Raw genomic sequence first — 16,884 nt, 5'->3', positions numbered from 1 at the left:
TCATGGGCGCCAAAGGCAAGAGCGACCTCTCGATTCCGCTCACCGATCTTGAGGACTACGGCAGCAGGCTGCGCTCCATCAAGACCCGTATGAACCGTACGAAGAAGACCTTCGAGTCCTACAAGGACGACATCGGTGACGGCGGCGTCTACGACTCGTTGGACGACTTCGAGTCCAACTGGGAGGACGGGCGCGAGGACATCGGTCAGCAGCTCGACCAGCTCGCCGATCTGTCCGACGCGGTGGTCCGCGAGTTCAAGAAGCTCGAGGACGACCTGACGAAGAAGATCAACGACGCGGTCAAGGAGAAGGAGGGGAAGGGCGGCGGCAAGGGCAAGGACGGCGGCAAGTAGCCTGCGCGGGGCCTCAGCCCACCTCGTTCTCCGCCACCGCCCGTCCCTTCACCGTCACGTCCCCGCCGTAGAACATCCCCGTGAACACCGGGCTGTACGTCATCTGGACCTCGACCTCGACCTGTTGCGCGTTCGCCGTCACGCAGCGCGTGTTGGCCACGTCCGCGCCCTTGAGGCCCGCCTCCGTCACGTAGGCCGCCACCCGCGCGTCGCAGTTCTGGAAGTTGATGGGGGCGCCCTTGACGCCCTCGTATATGTCTTCCAGGTCGAGGTCCTGGGCCGCGTAGCGCGCGGCCTGTTCCGCGATGTCCGCGGCGCGTTCCCGCTTGGAGATGGACAGGCCGCCGTCGATGACGAACGCCGCGAGCGCGAGGAAGACGATCGCGAAGACGATGACCGCGCCGGCGCCCGAGCCGCGGTCGTCGAGGCGCGCGCGGCGGGACGCGATCCAGTCGCGTACGGCGGCGACGGTGACGGTGTGGCGTGTCACGCCTGCCTCCGGTACGGGTCCAGCGGGGAGCTGAAGGTGGCCTCCAGCGTCGTCGGGATGTCCAGGCCCAGCATGGCGAGTCCCCTGACCTCGCAGCTGACCTCCACCGTGAAGAACGGGTCGATCTTCTCGTCGAACCCCTGGCTCTTCTGGACCACCGAGACCGGGCCCGAGCAGACGTCCGCCAGGTCGGCCCGCGCCGCCGCTCGCGCTTCCGCCAGCGCCGTGCCGTGCTCCTTCTGGATCGAGCCCGCGCGTGCCGCGTCGCGTGCGGCGCCGTCGATGGCTCCGCGGCCGTCGACCAGCTGGCCGAAGGCCACGAGGACCAGGATGAGGAGGATCATCACGGGGGCCAGGATCACCACTTCGACCGTGGAGAGGCCCCGGTCGTCGCGCAGCCGGACGGCGCGCGGGCGAACGTCGCGCAGGCGAAGGCGTACGTTCCGCATCAGCCGTTGTCCTCCACGAACCGCTCGACGGGACCCGCCGACCGCGCGTGCACGTCCAGGTCGAGGCCGGGGAAGACCGTGGGGACCCGTGCCGTGATCTCCACGCCGACCGTGTTCTGCTCCGGCTGGATCGTCTTCACGTCCGGGCCGAGCACGAGCTTCGGCCCGAGCTGGCGGATGTACGCGTCGGCCACGTCACGCGCCTCGCCCCGCCAGCCGCCCGCGTTCTCGTCGGCCGTGGCACGGGCCTTGCGCGCGCCCGCCTGCGCCGCCGCCTGGGCGACGTGGTCAGCGAAGAAGTACAGGGCGAACTGCACCGTCGCGAAGATCATGAAGAACAGCACCGGGGTGAGCAGCACGAACTCGATCGCGGTCATGCCGGATTCGCCGCGGGTGGAGGCTGCCTCCACCCTGCGGCGTACGAATCCCCGTAGTCCCCGCAGTCCCCGCGGTCTCCGCGATCTCCGCACTCGAACCCCGTCGCCTCTCACGATGCCGCGAACAGTGAACCGTCCGACGGTCAGCAGGTGCTGCCCGCGTCCGCGCCCTCGATGCAGTCGCTGACCTTGTCCGCGCCGCCCTTCAGCGCCGCGTTGATGACCGCGGCGACCACGCCGACGATCGCCACGACGACCGCCGAGATGATGACCCACTCGACCGCGGACGCGCCGCGGTCGAGCTCGCCGGAGCGGGCCCGCTCCACACGGCCCTTGAGGAAGGCCACGAGGAAGTCGACAGCCGGGTGACTGAAGTTCCGTCCGTTCATGATGAGTAGTCCTCTCAGAGTTGGTGGGGGGAAGAAGCGCCGACCCCCGTTGTCGCCGGCGCCACCTGGTCCTGGCACACGCGCGTCAGACCTGGAACACGCGCATCGCCGCCGGGAAGATGAGGAAGACCAGGAAGCCCGCGCACAGAAGCAGCTGCGCGACCAGCATCGACTGGGATTTCTCGCCCGCACTGCCCTCGATCTCGGCCAGTTCGCGGTGTCGCATCGTCTCCGCGCGGGAGGCGAGGGACTCGCGCACCTTCGCGCCGTCGTCCGCCACCAGCGCCAGGGACGCCGACAGGTCCTTCAGCTCCTCGACGCCGAGTTCCTCGCCGAGCGAGCCGAGGGCCTGCCACTGGCTGACGCCGGTGATGCGGGCGTCGGCCAGAGCGCTTCGGATACGTTGCGTCGCCCATCCGTCGGAGACCTCCGCCGCCGCCATGAGCGCCTCGGGGAGACCGCGGCCGCCCGCGAGGCTCATCGACACCAGGTCCAGATAGGCGCCGATGACGCGGCGCAGGTCGCGCCGCTTGTCCGCCGCGTCCCTGCGTACCTCCAGGTCCGGCAGGAAGAAGAAGAGCGCGCCGAACATCAGCGCCAGCCACACCGGGATGATCGGGCTGCGGCCGACGCCGAGCGTGTAGATCACGGCGAAGAGGAACGGGCCGAAGAACACGCCTGCCGCGGCGAGCAGCACCTTTGTCGCCAGGAACTTCTCCCAGCTGCGGTCGAGGACCGCCAGGTCGGCGCGGAGGGAGCGCTGTTCCCAGCCCTGCTGGAGGTAGAACTCGGCGACCCGCTGACCCACGCGGCCGCGCATCGTGCCGAACCGGCCGGGGCTCTCGGTGTCCCCCGTGGCCCGGTGCGACTCGTACGCCGCGCCGCGCGCCCGCATCGCGTCGATGCGCGCGACAGTGGCGATCGCGCTGCGCTTGGACGGCATCAGGGCGCGGATGAGGGCGAAGACGCCGAGGCCGAGGACCGCGCCTATCACTACGGGCATGGTCAGGCTCATCGCCGTACCCCCTCGGACGGGTTGGTGTACCCCGGCAGGGTCTGCGGGGCGGCGCCGGGGCGGCCGAACTGCGGGGCCTGCTCGGGGCCGCCGGGCACGGGTGCGCCGCCGGGACCCCGGGGACGTACGAACTGGACGCCCGGCTCGTCCTTGACGAGGAAGCGGTCCGGGGTCTCCACCGTGGACAGCTTCCGAAGCCACCAGAAGCCGAGTGCGAACAGCGCGCAGACCATGGCGAGGACGAGCTGGCCGACGGGCGTGCCGTACGGCTCGACGAACTCGCGGTTGAAGATGGACAGGCCGAGCACGAAGGCGATGGAGACGGCGACGACGATCTGCACCGAGCGGCGGGTCGAGGCGCGCTGCGCCATGACGCGCTGGCGCATGTCGACCTCTTCGCGCGCCGACTTGGCGAGCGCGCCGAGGACCTGGCGCAGGCCGGGGCCGCGCAGCTTGGCGTTGAGGATCAGGGCGGCGACGATGATGTCGGCCGAGGCGTCGTCGATCTCGTCGGCCAGTATCTGGAGGGCCTCGGGCAGCGGGGTGCGTGCGCGGAGGCGGTCCACGAGCGCGTCCAGGTGCGGGCGGAGCACCGGGGCGGCGGCGCGAGCGGATGCGGGGATCGCCTGTTCGAGGCCGACCGCTCCCGCGATCGTGTCGCGCAGCGACTCCGTCCAGGCGGCGAGGGCCTCGACGCGCTTCATCTGGGCGCGCTCCTCGGCCGCGCCGCCGAACAGCTTGTCCCAGAAGAAGACGAGGATGCCGGAGGCGATGCCCGCGACGGCCCAGCGGGTGAGGAGCAGCACGACCAGGCCCACGCCGATGGCGGCGGAGCCGCGCCGGCCCACGAAGCGGACCAGTTCACTCGCGCGCTCGCTGGCCCGGTGCTTCTCGTGCGCGGGCTTGGGCGGCAGGCCGCGGATCGCGACGGCGAGCAGCGCGAGGCCGCCGCCGGCGGCGACGCCGCAGCCGAGTGCGTACAGGACGGGCAGTGAGAACAGCCCGCCCATGGAGCCGAGGCCGCCCTGAGCGGCGAGTGTGTTCATGTCGTGCTCACCCCCACTGCCCGGCGGGGCGGTAGCCGAACGCGGCCAGCTCGTCCATGCAGGCGATCGGCGCGTGGGCGACGACCCGTCCGTCGGGGGCCTCCGCGAAGACCTCGCTGGACAGGACGCGGCCGTCGACGCCGTTGACCTCGCGGACGGAGGTCACCATGCGCTGGAGCTTGCCGCCGGACTGGTAGTTGTTGCGCCGCTGGATGAAGACGACGAAGTTGACGGCGCCCGCGACGAGCATCTGGCTCGCCTCGATGGGAAGCCGCTCGGAGGCCTGCAGCGCGTAAGTGGAAATACGGTTGAAGACCTCGCTGGAGCTGTTGGCGTGGATCGTGGAGAGCGAGCCGTCGTTGCCCTGCGACATCGCGTTGAGCATGGTCACGATCTCGTCGCCGAGGACCTCACCGACGATGACGCGGGAGGGGTTCATGCGCAGGGACCGGCGCACGAGCTCCGCCATCGAGATCTCGCCCTGACCCTCGGAGTTGGGCAGCCGCTCCTCGAACGCGACGACGTTCGGGTGCAGGTCGGCGAACTGGTCGAGGCCGAGTTCGAGGGCGCGCTCGACGGTGACGAGGCGCTCGTGCGGCGGGATCTCGTTGGCGAGGGCGCGCAGGAGCGTGGTCTTTCCGGCGTTGGTCGCGCCCGCGATCATGATGTTCTTGCGGGCGCGGACGGCGCAGGCGAGGAAGTGCCCGATCTCGGGCGTCAGCGTCCCGTTGCCCACCAGGTCTGACATGAAGACCTTGCCCATGCGCGCACGGCGGATGGACAGGGCGGGGCGGCGCGTGACGTCCATGACGGCCGACAGACGCGAACCGTCGGGCAGCCGCAGGTCGAGCTGCGGGTTGGCGGAGTCGAAGGGACGCGACGACAGACCGGAGTAGGCGCCGAGCACCTGGATCAGCTCGACGAGCTCCTCGTCGGTCTCGGCGACCGGGTCGGCCTTGACCTCGCGGCCGTCGGCGTACCCGACGAACACCTGGTCGCAGCCGTTGATGTCGATGTTCTCGACCTCGGGGTCGTCGAGCAGCGGCTGGAGCCGGCCGACGCCGAAGAGCGCGGCGTGCACGGCGGCCGCGTACTGCTCCTCGGTCTCCGCGTCGAGAGGGGTGCGCCCGGCGTTGATCTCCGCGCGCGCGTACTCCTCCAGGATCTGCGCGATGACGGCGCGGGCGTAGTGCCGCTCGTCCTCGCCCGACATCGGGGTGACGCCGGAGACCTGGTCGAGGCGGCGCTGCTCGGCGATGCGGTCACCGGCGTCCTGCCGGAACCGCTTGACGAGCTGGTGATCGACGGGTGCGCTCATCGGCCCGTCCCGGGCTGCTGCGCGACGGGGTTGGTCCAGGCGGCGCCGTACTGCTGGTACAGGTCGACGGTCACCTTGCGCGCCGAGCGGATGAGCAGCGACTTGTCGAGCCGTCCGCGGCGGCGCCCGGCCAGTTGGTCGGCGCCCGCGGGGTCGTCGGCGAGGGTGCCCACGACACGCGCACCGGTCTGCGCGGCCATCAGCATGTCGTTGACCTGGTGGACGAGTTTCGCGGATGTCGAGGGGTCGGCGATCAGGAGTACGCCGATGAGCGGCTGCGCCAGGGAAGCGGCGCCCCTCGGGCCGCCGTGCAGCTTCGTGGCGAGGGCCGCTGCGCGGTCGCGGACGCGCGCGATGGCCTCGGGCTCGGTGCGCGAGACGAGCAGCACGAGCGCCGCGTGCGGGAACAGTTCGACGACCGGGCCGTCGCCGCTGATCCGGCCGCAGTCCGCTATCACGTCGGCGGGCGCGTTCGGGGAGTCCGCGAGCTGCGAGAAGGCGCGGCCGAGGGTGGGCCAGAGCCCCGCGAGACCTGCGGCCTGCTCGGCGATGCCGAGGCCGACGAGGACTTCGAGGCCGCCGCTCAAGGGCTGTGTGTGGTCCCAGAGTTGGTCGGGCACGAGGCCGCGGCGCGCGGTGGCCGCGATGGAGAGCATGCCGGTGTTGGGGTTGAGCGGGCCGCCGTGCGCGGCGGCACTGCGGTAGACCAGGTCGCCACCGGCGGGGTCGGTCTCCGCGACCAGCACGCGGCGCGGCCAGACGGCGGCGAGTGCGACGGCCGCTGTGGTGACACCGGGGGAACCCTTGTCGGCGGCGAGAGCGATGAGCGCCATGTCTCTTGTACTCGACTCTAGTCGGCGTCGGAGACGCGGGCGACGACGGCCTTGCCCTCGGACGCCGCGCTCGCCAGAGCCGCGGCCTCCTCCTGCGGGACGACGAGGGTGATGTTGAGGTTGCCGGTGCTCACGGTGGCGTCGCTCTTGGCGGCGATGGTGTTCACCTTGGCGTCGGCGACCAGGGGGGTGCCGCTCGCGGAGCTGCCGCCGCTGGACCCCTTGCCGGTGGAGGTGCCGGAGAGCACGGGGTAGACGGCGACGGTGTCGCCGCTCTTGATGTCGGAGGGGTACTGCCCCTCCTTCAGGGAGAGGCCGACGGAGGCCTTGCCTGCGGGCAGCACGGCCTTCTTGGCGAACATCTCGCCGACGGCGACGGCACCCGCGGGGATGTCGCTCTTCGCCTTGAGCTTCGCGAGGACGCCGCGCTGCTCCCACTTCACGTAGTTGATGGAGTCGTCCTCGGCGACCATCACGCCGGTGATGTTCGTCTTCTCGTCGACGGCTTCACCGGCGGCGATCGGCTTGGTCACCTTCACGACCTCGATCCGGTCGCCCGCGCGCAGCACGAGCACGGTGGCGCCGAGGGCACCGACGAGGATGAGGAGGACGGCCAGAGCGGCGAGCGCCGGTTTGCGCTCGCGAGGCGGCGCGGGAAGTCGCTCACCGACCGCCGGCTGAGCCGGCGCGGCGGAACGGTTGTTGCCCGCCCCCGTACGCTCCTGGATCTTCACGCAACTGCTCCCCGCACACCCAAGAAGATTCGGTCAAATATCGTCATCTGTGACACTCGCGGGTTTCTCACCCGGTCTCGGACGGGCTATTCAGTCCCAGGTCCGGTGTCAAGTCATCGCACCGTATCAGCAGCACATAAGCCCCTCAAGGCGCGTTAAAGATCGCGAACCTCACCGCTGTCATCGTTATCCACGCGCGATCGACACTGTTCGGTTCCGGCGGCTGCCGAGAGGTCTCCGAGGAGCATCCGAGGGGTTTCAAGGGGCGGGATTTGCCCTGTGCCATGATCCGTCAGCCTCCAAGTCGACGCTTCGGAGGGCCGGGCCGGTTCCCCACGCGCGAAGGGACACGACGCCACTATGGGCACACCCACGGAACACCCGTCACTCCTCCCCATAACCCACGCAACTCTGGCCGCCGACCCGAGACTTCTCGCGGCCGCCCGCGACATCGGCGCCCGGCACGGCTTCGACTACACGGACGACGCGTCGACGGCGGCGCTCCTGCGTGAACGCCGGAAGGCGGTCCGCGGAGCGGGCAACAGCGCGCCGGCCTGGCTGGGCGCGCTGGCGATCATCGCAGCGATCTGCTGGCCCCTCGCCGCCTCGGGGGTCCCGTCCTTGGCGGACCGCTCCCCGATCGTCCGGTTCGGCCCGGGGGCCCTCCTGCTGACCCTGACGGTCTGGCTCTGGGCGCTCGTGTGGCGGCGCTGGAAACGGGAGTTGCGGCATCCGCTTCTTGTCGGGTACCGCGAGGTGATCGCGGCGGCGACGGCGTACGGGGCGCCGGTGACGCAGGTGCCGGACTGGTTGGTGGGGCGCTCGGACGGGGGGACGGGGAAGGGGGTGGCGCCGATCCCGTCGTACGAGTTCGCCGGTAGCCCCCCACCCCGGCCCGACTGCGGCACCCCCAACCCCAATATCCCGATTCCAGCGAAATCAGCGGCCGTATCCCAATATGAGGCAAGGGCGGACGAGGGCGGCTGGCACGACGAGGCGGGCTGGATCCTCCTGATCGCCGGAGGCATCGGGATCGGCTGGGGACACACGCAGCAAGCCCCCGTCGGCTACCTGGCGGGCGCGCTCATCCCCCTGGCCATCGTGACGTGGCTGGCGGGCCACCGGCAGGGCAACGAGAAGCGGGCGTTGCGCGAGGAGGCGCTGGCGTACGTACGGGCACTCGCGGCGGCGCAGGCGGCCGGCGCGAGTGCCCCCGAACTGTCGACTCCGCTGCGGAAGTTGTACGCGGAGGATTCCGAGGAACGAAAAGAATGAACCCTTCGCACGCATTCCCCCTCTCTCCAGTGATTCGTCATTCCTCTCACACGGACGCACGAAAGAGACATAACCCCCCATGAGAACCCCCACGCGCAAGTCCTCCATGGCCGCCGGTATCGCCGCGACAGGCGCGGCACTGGCGATGGTCGCCACCTCGGCCCCCGCAGCGCACGCGATCATCGGCGGCACGGAAGTGCCCAACGACGCCTACCCGTTCATGACGGCGGTCCTGGAGAAGGGCCCCGGCGGTGCGCGCGACCGCCAGTTCTGCGGCGCGAGCCTGGTCACTCCCGACACGGCGGTGACGGCGGCGCACTGCCTGGTCGACGACGCGGGCAAGCCGGTGAAGCCGAAGACGCTCCAGGTGGCCGTGGGCCGCACGGTCCTGTCCTCGCGACAGGGCCAGATACGCGACATCGCCAAGGGCGGCGTGGTCGTGCACCCGCGCTACCTCAAGGGCAAGGAGGCGTACGACGTCGCCTTCCTGCAGCTGGAGAAGCCGGTCCGCGGCATCTCGCCCGTGGCGCTCCCCACGCAGGGCACGGACGCGCTGATCCGACCGGGCCAGAAGGCGACGGTCGCGGGCTGGGGCAACACGGACACGGATCTGACGCACACGCCGGACCGCCTGCGTCAGGTGAAGGTGCCGATCCTGTCCCACGCCGAATGCGGGACGAGCTACAAGGAGTATGACGCGAAGGTCAACTTCTGCGCGGGCGTCGAGACGAAGGACTCCTGCCAGGGCGACAGCGGAGGCCCCATCTTCCGCAAGGTCCCCGGCCGCGAGGCCCCGATCCTCATCGGCGTCGTCTCCTACGGCGACGGCTGCGGCGCGCAGGGCGCCCCCGGCGTCTACACGTCGCTCAGCTCGGCGAAGCTGTGGAAGACGCTGGATGAGTCGACGGCGGGGAAGAAGATCAAGCGGGCGATGAACCGCCGCTGAGGCGTGCGCGGTCCGGGGCGCGAGTCTGCGGCGCTCCGGACCGAGGGCTGACCGTCCCGAAATTCTTCGGGAAGTCGACAGCCCCTCACGTGTCATCCCCTTTCGAACACAGCGTCAGCAAGTGCACGCATCACGGGGCTTCCGGTCGGCGCGAAGATGGCGAAGGGCGGCTCTTTCTACTCCACAAAGCGGAACGTAGAAGTCACCGCGTCGAAGATGTCGAAGAACGAGTCCGCGAGTTCGAGGAGCTGGCTGCTGCCGGAGACCAGGGCCACCTTGCCCTCCTGGCCGGGGACCGGGATGAAGGTCTGCATGAGGACGACGCGGATGGTGCGCTCGTCGCCGGGGACGGAGACGTCCTCGATGCCGTACGTGCGGGCCGCGAGGCCGACGCCCGGGATGTCGACCGTCTCGACCTTCCGCCACGCGTCCCCCTCCCGCCTGGCCTCACGGACGCCGAGCTGGGCGACGATGCGGTCCGGGTCGGTGGGGAGGACGTCGCCGTCCGGCGTGCGGGCACCGACCAGGGAGACGGTCACCGAGCCCGTCACCGGCGTATCGCCGCCGAAGCTCTCCGCCATGCAGCCGCAGTACAGCGCTCCGGACTGCCACGCGTCCTTCGACGCCTTGCGCAGGAACGCCTCGAACGTCTCCCGGTGCGGGGCGAGCTCCGGGCGGGCCCGGACGCGGTCGTTGATCATCTGGCGGATCGCCGCGTCGCGCGACTCGGGGCGCACGTCGAACTCCCACCACGTCTCCGGCACCTTGATGCTGAAGCCGCCGCGCGCGATGGTCTGCGGTGCTGTGTAGCGGGCCATGACTGGCACCCTCTCCGTCCCCGGTCCGGCTGTTCTCGGCTGTTCTCGGCTGTTCTCGGCCGTCAGCCTACGGGGGCCGTTTCGGGGGCGCGCTCCCGGATCTACTCGCCGGTGGCGCCGTCGATCCGCTCCCTGAGCAGGTCGGCGTGCCCGTTGTGGCGTGCGTACTCCTCGATCAGGTGCGTGAGGATGTAGCGCAGCGAGTACGTGTCGCCGCGGAAGTCGACGGTGGTGTCGAGGGAGCCTGGGCCGTTCAGGGCCTCCACGATGCCGCGGGAGCGGGCGCACTCCGCGTGCCACGTCTCGAACGCCTCGTCGGGGTCCGCGTCCGCCACGTCGAAGTCGGCGGGCTCCCCCGGGACCCGGCCCTGCCAGTGCGCGTGCGCCGCCTCACCGTTCAGCACGTTCCGGAACCAGGAACGCTCGACCTCGGCGAGGTGCCGGACGAGCCCGAGCAGTGACATGTCCGAGGGCGGTACGGCCCGCTCCTTGAGCTGCTCGGCGGTCAGCCCCGCGCACTTCATCGCGAGCGTCTCGCGCTGGTACTGGAGGAAGGCGGTGAGCGAGGCGCGTTCGTCGGCGGCGGCGTGCGGGGGGTCGGTTCTGCGGGGGGTGGGCTGTGGGGCGGGGGCGGGGGTGGGGGTCTCTTCGGGCGGCATCGGGCCATCATGTGGGATGCCGGGCGGACGCCGCGCGGGAATTCTCGTTCCGAATGTTGGCGTGGGCGTGGGTGTTGGTGTTGGGGTTGGGGTCTCGACGAGAGTGGCAGTTGGGCCGCGCCTCCGGGTGGACGCGGACGCCCCCGCATCCCGCAGCGTGGTGCCTGTCCCGCCGCCCGCCGCCCGCCGCCGACCGTTCCGTTTTCGTGTCCCACCGACGGTGGTCGGGGCGTGATCGGGGCCACGATCGGGGCTGTTCGTTCCTGCTCAGTACGCCGTCCCGGCACCCGCACGCCACCCTCACACCGCCCTCCCCACCACCCATGGTCCTCCGTCCGTCGCGACAGTAAAGTGCGGCGAATGAACGAGGGGGACGCTGTGGCCGTGGAGGCGGAGGGCGTGGAGCTCGCGTGGGGTGGTCCGGTTCGCCACGGCAACGGGATGGGGAACGCCCGGGGCGAGGGAGCTGTCACTGCTCGGGGCACCGGAGTGCGGAGTTCCCTGCGTGACGAAGCGAGGGCCGCTCACCGTGGCCGAGGCGGCGCCCCGCTGCGCGCGGAGAGCGGGCCCCGCGCCGGGCGCCGTCACCCCCGCCCCCCGGCCGCCGGGCCCGCCACCCTCCTCACCCCCCTTCCCCACCTGCTTTCCCTCCTGCTTCCCCTTCTCCTTCTCCTCCCCTTCCTCACAGCCGCTCCCGCCCTCGCCGCCCCCAGCCCACCCCCGCACGCGTCCACCCAGGCCGCCGTCCTCGCCGCTCACCTCCGCGAGAACCCCGTCTACGTCACCGACCAGCTCCCCCGCGCCGTTCCCCGCTCCACCGCCCCCGATTACGCGCGGATCGCCGAGGGCGTCACCAGGCGGACCGGTGTGCGGACCTACGTGCTCGTGATGCCGGAACCCGGGGCGAGCATGGAGAGCAAGGCGTTGCTCGGTGCCGTGCACGACCGACTCGGGCGGGACGGGCTGTACGTGCTCATCGATGAGCACTCCGTCTCCCAGGCCGTCGCCTTCGGTGTACGCGCGCCCGCCGAGGACGCCTGGTCGGTCCAGCTCCATGAACTCCCGTACGACGCCGGGCCCCTGCTCAGCTTCGAGCGGTTCGCCGACGTCGTCGCGATGGGTCCGGAGAAGGCCGCGCAGCGGGCGGAGGCCGCCCGCGAGAAGTACGGGTCACACGGCGCGAGCGGCGACGAACGCGGCGAGGAGCCCGACGAGCTGCACATCGGTCCCACCGACCGCCGCAACCAGTCCTTCCTCACCGGCATCGCGCTGACCGGGCTCCCGCTGCTCGTCCTGCTGATCTCCCCCTACGTACGCCGGTGGTGGCGGCGCCGACAGCCGCGGACATCCGCCGTCGACGTCGTCTCTCTGAGCAAGGGGGAGGAGGGAACCGCCAAGCCCCAGTCACGGCCCCGAACCCGTAGCTGGAACTGGAACCGGACCCGGCCTCAGCCCCGGACCCGGACCCGCCTGCCCCACTGGACCGAAGCCGCCCTCGCCCTCGTCCTCGCCGCGGCCGTCGCCCTCACCGCCACCGCTCTCTTCGACGAGACCACCTCCAGCGCCTCGCCCCCGCCCACCGCCGCCGACATGGCATCACGCGTCGACCGCGTCACCGACGGGCTGCGCCGCGACCCGGTCTACAGCGACCCCGAGAGCCCTCGGCCCCTCACGGACCGGCAGCTCGACGGCCTCCGTTCCCGCATGAAGGACGCCGACTACGGCTCCGTATACCTCGTCCTCGTGCCCCAGATGCCCGAGGACGAGTCCGCCGGCGACCCCGAGGCCTTCGCCGACGCGGTCCAGCGCGGGCTCGGCAGGTCCGGCGTGTACGTCGTCGCCGATCCCCTCTCGGGAGACATCGACGTCGTCACGTACGACGTGCGCATCGACGCGAACCGCGTCGCCCTCGACCTGCCCGACGGCATCAGCTACGACGCGTCGGACGAGCGTTCCGAAGACCACCGGCTGGGCGAACGCCTCGGCAGGCTCCTGACGTTCCTCGACGACTCGCCCCGCACGGACACCCCCGAGACGTCGTCGATCGGCACCGACGCACCCGACCCTGTCGAGGACACCGCCCTGCCCCGCCTCTTCAGCACCGACTTCTGGCCCGGCCTGCTGGTGGGCGCGATCGCGGCCGTGATCGTCTTCGGCGTGGTCGCGGGCGTCCTCGGGATCCTGGGGCGTACGGTGCCGGGGCTGCGTCCCGCGGCCGCGGGCATCCGCCTCATCCGACCCTGGCCCGAAGCCGGAGCCGGGCCTAGGCCCGGGAGTGGCGTAGGGCCCGAGAGTGGCCGGGGGACCGGGAACGGCCGAGGGACCGGGAACGGCCGAGGGACCGGAAATGGCCGAGGGACCGGGAGCGGCCGAGGGGCCGGAAATGGCCGAGGGACCGCGGGGAGGAGCAGGACGCTCGTCGGCTTCGACGCCCCGACCGACCCCTCCCCCTCCTACCTCCGCCGCACCGCCCAGGAGGAACTCGCCGCTCTGTCCCGCGAGTTCGACCCGGACGCCGCGCTGCCCTCAGCTCTGCGCACCCGCGTGTGGGACTGCCTCGACACCGCCACCCTGCTCGCCGACCGGGACGCCGACGGGCCCGACGGGCGCGTGGACGACGATGTACCGGCCGCCGACCTCGCCGCCGCCGTCACTCTCGCCCGCATGGGCCGCGCCGCGCTCGCGAACCGCGACACCGACAAGCCCTGCTGCGCGCTCAACCCGCTGCACGGCCCCGCCACCGGCTGGCGCGACGCGCGGTACGCGCCGGAGGACAGCCGGCGCCGCACCATCCCCGTCTGCGACGCCTGCCGCGCCTTCGTCACCGAGCGGCCGGACCTCGCCCACACGCGCCGCCTCACGCTGCCGGCGCCCGGGGGCCGACGCGGCGCGGGTCGCGTCCCGTACGAGGACGCCGCGGGACCGATGCCCGCCGCGCGCAAGGGCGTTCCACAACTCATCCGCCAGGTACGGGAGTACGCCGGTGTCCAGTGACCCGAACCGTCCGACCGCTTCGCCCGCGCGTCGCCGCCCGGTGGGGGCGTCCGGAGCCGCCGCGCTGATCACCGGCACCGCCGTTCTCGCCCTCCTGACGTCCGCCGGACCCGTGCTCGCCGCTCCAGCCGCCCCGCCCGCCCCCGGCAAGGCGATCGCCCGGGCCCTGACGAAATCCCCGGTGTACGTCGACCCTTCGTACGCCGCGTCCGCCGTGCCCCCGGCCCGCCAGAAGGAACTCGTCCGGCAGATCGAGGCCACAGGTCTGCCCATCAAGGTCGTCCTCGTACCGCTGGCCAAGGGAGATGCGTACAACGGGGACGCGGACACGCTCGCGGGCGTCGTACGCGACCGTCTCAAGGACGGCGCCGACCGCGCCCCCTCGGCGGACGGCAGGCCCGCGACGGACGTCGACGCTCCACCGGACGACGACCTCATCCTCCTCACCACCGACGGCGAGTTCCCCGACTCGATCCGCGGCCACGAGTGGCCCGGCGAGGCGCACCAGGCCGAGGACGCCGCCGACGCGGTCGGCCTCATGGACGAACTCGACGACGCGAGCCTCGCGGACCTGACCGCCGAGGCCGTGACGGTGATCGAGCGGGGCAACGGCACGGCGGAGTACGAGAAGGAGAGGAAGAAGCTGGACGAGAGCCTGGCCGGGGACGGCGACCCGGACGGCCGCCGAGAGGACCGCGGCGGCCCCTCCTGGCCCCTCATCGCCGCCGTCGCGATCCCCGCGCTCGCCCTCGCGCTCCCAGCGGCCTTCCTCGTACGTTCCGCACGCCGCCGCCACGCCGGATCGGCCGCCGCCCCCTTCGCCCTCCCCCAGGCCGTCTTCGCCGCGGCACGCGCCGCCGACGAGGCCGAACTGCGCCGCCGCGCGGAGGCGGAGGTCCTCGCGCTCGGGGAGGCGGCGCGGGCGGCGGACACCGGGACGACGCCGGGCCTCCAGCGGGCCCTTGACGCGTACGCCGCCGCAGGCACGGTGCTCGACTCCGCGCGCGGGCTGCCCGACCTGGCCGGGGTCCTCGCCCTGGTCACGGAGGGCCGCGACGCCCTGGCCGGCACCCCGGACCCGCTCCCCCTCTGCTTCTTCAACCCCCTGCACGGCCTGCGCCCACGCGATCCGCACCCGCCGCGCCCCGGAGGTCCTCACCGACACGGCACCCCCGGACGGCCGCCCCATCCCCTACTTCGAGGCGGAAGCCGACTCGAGCGTGTGGGCGGCGACGGGGTACGGATCCTTGCTGGGCAACGACGCGGAGGATGGGCTTGCGGGGCGGGTGGGGCGGGGGGACTTCTCGCGCAGGGCGCGTGGCTGAAAGTCCTACGGCGCGCCCACGGCAGCCGTGATCATTCGGTCACGCCGAATCGTGCCGTGCCGTCGTACTCCCTCGGGACTTCCACGGAACCGAGACCTACAGGCCAGAGTGATCATGGCAAAGTAGTGCGCGCACAAGGCAGTACGCCGAGCCTGAACCACGGAGTGACATGTCCGGATCCGACCTGGTCGTCGACTTCCAGCTGCTCGACAAGTCGGCGAAACAATTGAATGCCATCGAGAAGGAGTTCAAGAACCTCGACGATTGGAAGGACGACGTCAAAACCGCGGTCGGCGCTTCCGATATCAAGGACGCCATGGGCGAATTCGTCGACAACTGGGACAAGAACCGCAAACGGCTTCTCGAAGACCTCGAGAAAGTCGGGAAGCAGGTGGAGGGCACCCGGGACGCCTTCCAGAAGCTTGAGGACCAGTTGTCAAAAACTGGCAAGAAGAAGGACAAGTAGCGCGGCACAGCCGCGGCGCACGATCACGGCTTCGGGGGAGAGATGGCACGGCCCAAGGACTGGCAACCACTGCGCGAGAGCGATCCCGTACCGGGCGATCCCGAGGGGGTCCGCGGTCAGGTCAAGCATATGAAGAAGATTGCCGAGTACCTGCGCACGCAGGCGGCCGCGCTCACCGCCATGGCCGATGCCGACAACCTCAAAGGCCAGTACGCGGACAAACTGGCTGAGGACGCCCGTGGGCTCGGCCGCAAGCTCGACGAGGCAGAGGACCGCTACCGCGAAGTCAAGAACCATCTGTCCGGCTGGGCCGAGGACTTGGAAGGCTTCCAGAAGCGGGCGGACAAGGCTCTCGACGACGCCAAGGAAGCCCAGCGCATCATCGATGCGCACGAGAACAAGCCGGACGACGACAAGAAGGCCAAGGACGGCGAAGAGAAGGACAAGAAGGACGACAAGGGTTCCGACTCCGAGGACCCCGCCCTCAAGAAGGCCAAAGAAGACCTGTCGGACGCCCGCAGGCGTCTCAACTCCGCGGCCGGGGATTACGACGAACGTGCGAGCCACTACGCCGGCAAGATCCGCAAGTCCATCGACGACGACATGGAAGACAGTTGGTGGAATGACGTCAAGGCGGCGATCGGAGATCTCGACTGGCTCAGCACCCTGGCTGACGCCCTGAGCTGGGCCGCCACAGCGCTGGGTATGGCAGCACTGCTTTTCCCTGGACTCGGCGTCGTCGCGCTCATCCTGACCGGTATCGTCGCCGGAATTCACCTCTTGCAGGCCGCAACCGGGAACGGTTCATGGTTCGACGTCCTCATGGACCTCGGCGCCCTCAAGTTGGCCCGTCAGGGGATCAAGGCCGGTAAGGCGATCAAGGCTCTGCAGCAGAGCTCACGCAAGATCGCGGCAGGAACGGCCGACGACACCGCCAAGACAGCTGCGAATCAGGCGCGCAAATCGACGATCGACAACGGCAAGAAAGGCAGCCGTAAGGGTGGGGGCAGGTCGGGCAACGACCGGAGGAAGAACCGCGCACGCCACCTGAACGCGCTCCAGAAGTCAAGGGCGGAGGGGCAGAAGGCGGGCAAAGAAGTCAAGGAAGCGGCTATGCCCCAGGTCACGGCGCAGGAGAAGAGAAGCGTGCTGGGTGATGCCGAGCTCGGTAGCCAGTTGAAGGACATCAGAAAATGGCGGGACCGGTATCCCGACAACACCCAGCTCAGTCAGAACGCCACGCAGGCGGAACGGCATGCGGGCGAGGTCCGTTCCGCATGGGGTGTGAGTACCACTCTCGACCTTGGCGACAAGAGTGGAGACAGCGTTTCGGACGGCGAGTACAGCCGTATGAAGGACCGCATGACACGTCCTGTGGGTTCACGGTGGTGAGGAAG

The 16,884-nt window shown here is 70.8% G+C and carries 18 protein-coding genes; 7 read left to right on the top strand and 11 right to left on the bottom strand.

The window, feature by feature from the left end; genetic code table 11:
* The first annotated feature begins 2 nt into the window (after nt 1-2).
* On the top strand, nt 3-353 hold the full coding sequence (locus DEJ47_RS22080; RefSeq protein ID WP_150170915.1) for a hypothetical protein: 351 nt from the start codon (nt 3-5) through the stop codon (nt 351-353).
* 13 nt (nt 354-366) lie between these two features.
* Here DEJ47_RS22080 and DEJ47_RS22075 read toward each other — a convergent pair whose 3' ends face one another.
* The 9 genes from DEJ47_RS22075 to DEJ47_RS22035 form a co-directional block, all read right to left on the bottom strand.
* A complete protein-coding gene (locus DEJ47_RS22075; RefSeq protein ID WP_150170913.1) occupies nt 367-843 on the bottom strand; it encodes a pilus assembly protein TadG-related protein in 477 nt (158 codons plus the stop codon).
* Nucleotides 840-1,292 (bottom strand): TadE/TadG family type IV pilus assembly protein, encoded by a 453-nt coding sequence (locus tag DEJ47_RS22070; protein ID WP_150170910.1) that lies wholly within the window; start codon nt 1,290-1,292, stop codon nt 840-842. Before DEJ47_RS22070 ends, DEJ47_RS22075 begins: the two co-directional genes overlap by 4 nt.
* Nucleotides 1,292-1,735 carry a TadE family protein gene (locus DEJ47_RS22065; protein ID WP_150175790.1) on the bottom strand — a complete coding sequence of 148 codons (444 nt, stop codon included), beginning with the start codon at nt 1,733-1,735 and terminating at the stop codon, nt 1,292-1,294. The genes DEJ47_RS22070 and DEJ47_RS22065 overlap by 1 nt, the downstream gene beginning before the upstream one ends.
* A 77-nt stretch (nt 1,736-1,812) precedes the next feature.
* On the bottom strand, nt 1,813-2,058 hold the full coding sequence (locus DEJ47_RS22060; RefSeq protein ID WP_150170909.1) for a hypothetical protein: 246 nt from the start codon (nt 2,056-2,058) through the stop codon (nt 1,813-1,815).
* Nucleotides 2,059-2,143: 85 nt separating this feature from the next.
* Nucleotides 2,144-3,073: a type II secretion system F family protein gene (locus DEJ47_RS22055; protein WP_161236079.1), complete on the bottom strand. Its 930-nt coding sequence runs from the start codon at nt 3,071-3,073 to the stop codon at nt 2,144-2,146.
* On the bottom strand, nt 3,070-4,119 hold the full coding sequence (locus DEJ47_RS22050; RefSeq protein ID WP_150170905.1) for a type II secretion system F family protein: 1,050 nt from the start codon (nt 4,117-4,119) through the stop codon (nt 3,070-3,072). The genes DEJ47_RS22055 and DEJ47_RS22050 overlap by 4 nt, the downstream gene beginning before the upstream one ends.
* A 7-nt stretch (nt 4,120-4,126) precedes the next feature.
* Complete coding sequence (locus DEJ47_RS22045; protein ID WP_150170903.1) at nt 4,127-5,437, bottom strand: CpaF family protein; 1,311 nt, start codon at nt 5,435-5,437, stop codon at nt 4,127-4,129.
* Complete coding sequence (locus DEJ47_RS22040; protein ID WP_150170901.1) at nt 5,434-6,270, bottom strand: hypothetical protein; 837 nt, start codon at nt 6,268-6,270, stop codon at nt 5,434-5,436. Before DEJ47_RS22040 ends, DEJ47_RS22045 begins: the two co-directional genes overlap by 4 nt.
* Before the next feature lie 17 nt (nt 6,271-6,287).
* Complete coding sequence (locus DEJ47_RS22035; protein ID WP_150170899.1) at nt 6,288-7,004, bottom strand: hypothetical protein; 717 nt, start codon at nt 7,002-7,004, stop codon at nt 6,288-6,290.
* Between the two features lie 360 nt (nt 7,005-7,364).
* On the opposite strand from DEJ47_RS22035, the gene DEJ47_RS22030 reads away from it, so the two are divergent.
* Together DEJ47_RS22030 and DEJ47_RS22025 are read left to right on the top strand one after the other, a co-directional pair.
* On the top strand, nt 7,365-8,279 hold the full coding sequence (locus DEJ47_RS22030) for a hypothetical protein (protein WP_150170897.1): 915 nt from the start codon (nt 7,365-7,367) through the stop codon (nt 8,277-8,279).
* Between the two features lie 79 nt (nt 8,280-8,358).
* Nucleotides 8,359-9,225 (top strand): S1 family peptidase, encoded by an 867-nt coding sequence (locus DEJ47_RS22025; RefSeq protein WP_150170895.1) that lies wholly within the window; start codon nt 8,359-8,361, stop codon nt 9,223-9,225.
* 176 nt (nt 9,226-9,401) lie between these two features.
* On the opposite strand, the gene DEJ47_RS22020 is transcribed toward DEJ47_RS22025, so the two are convergent.
* Both DEJ47_RS22020 and DEJ47_RS22015 read right to left on the bottom strand, forming a co-directional pair.
* On the bottom strand, nt 9,402-10,043 hold the full coding sequence (locus DEJ47_RS22020) for a hypothetical protein (protein WP_150170893.1): 642 nt from the start codon (nt 10,041-10,043) through the stop codon (nt 9,402-9,404).
* 101 nt (nt 10,044-10,144) lie between these two features.
* A complete protein-coding gene (locus tag DEJ47_RS22015; protein WP_150170891.1) occupies nt 10,145-10,702 on the bottom strand; it encodes a DinB family protein in 558 nt (185 codons plus the stop codon).
* A gap of 360 nt (nt 10,703-11,062) precedes the next feature.
* On the opposite strand from DEJ47_RS22015, the gene DEJ47_RS36500 reads away from it, so the two are divergent.
* Genes DEJ47_RS36500 through DEJ47_RS21995 form a run of 4 tightly spaced genes read left to right on the top strand, consistent with a single transcriptional unit; the run spans nt 11,063 to nt 16,879 of the window.
* Entirely contained in the window at nt 11,063-13,696 is a 2,634-nt protein-coding gene (locus tag DEJ47_RS36500; protein ID WP_190415491.1) for a hypothetical protein, read from the top strand.
* Nucleotides 13,686-15,251 (top strand): hypothetical protein, encoded by a 1,566-nt coding sequence (locus tag DEJ47_RS22005; protein ID WP_223828449.1) that lies wholly within the window; start codon nt 13,686-13,688, stop codon nt 15,249-15,251. Before DEJ47_RS36500 ends, DEJ47_RS22005 begins: the two co-directional genes overlap by 11 nt.
* Complete coding sequence (locus DEJ47_RS22000; RefSeq protein ID WP_150170889.1) at nt 15,191-15,487, top strand: hypothetical protein; 297 nt, start codon at nt 15,191-15,193, stop codon at nt 15,485-15,487. The genes DEJ47_RS22005 and DEJ47_RS22000 overlap by 61 nt, the downstream gene beginning before the upstream one ends.
* 42 nt (nt 15,488-15,529) lie before the next feature.
* Complete coding sequence (locus DEJ47_RS21995; RefSeq protein ID WP_150170887.1) at nt 15,530-16,879, top strand: putative T7SS-secreted protein; 1,350 nt, start codon at nt 15,530-15,532, stop codon at nt 16,877-16,879.
* Nucleotides 16,880-16,884: the final 5 nt, after the last annotated feature.

This window comes from Streptomyces venezuelae (assembly GCF_008642355.1).
Classification (GTDB): domain Bacteria; phylum Actinomycetota; class Actinomycetes; order Streptomycetales; family Streptomycetaceae; genus Streptomyces; species Streptomyces venezuelae_B.
This window is presented reverse-complemented; position numbering and strand designations above follow the sequence as displayed.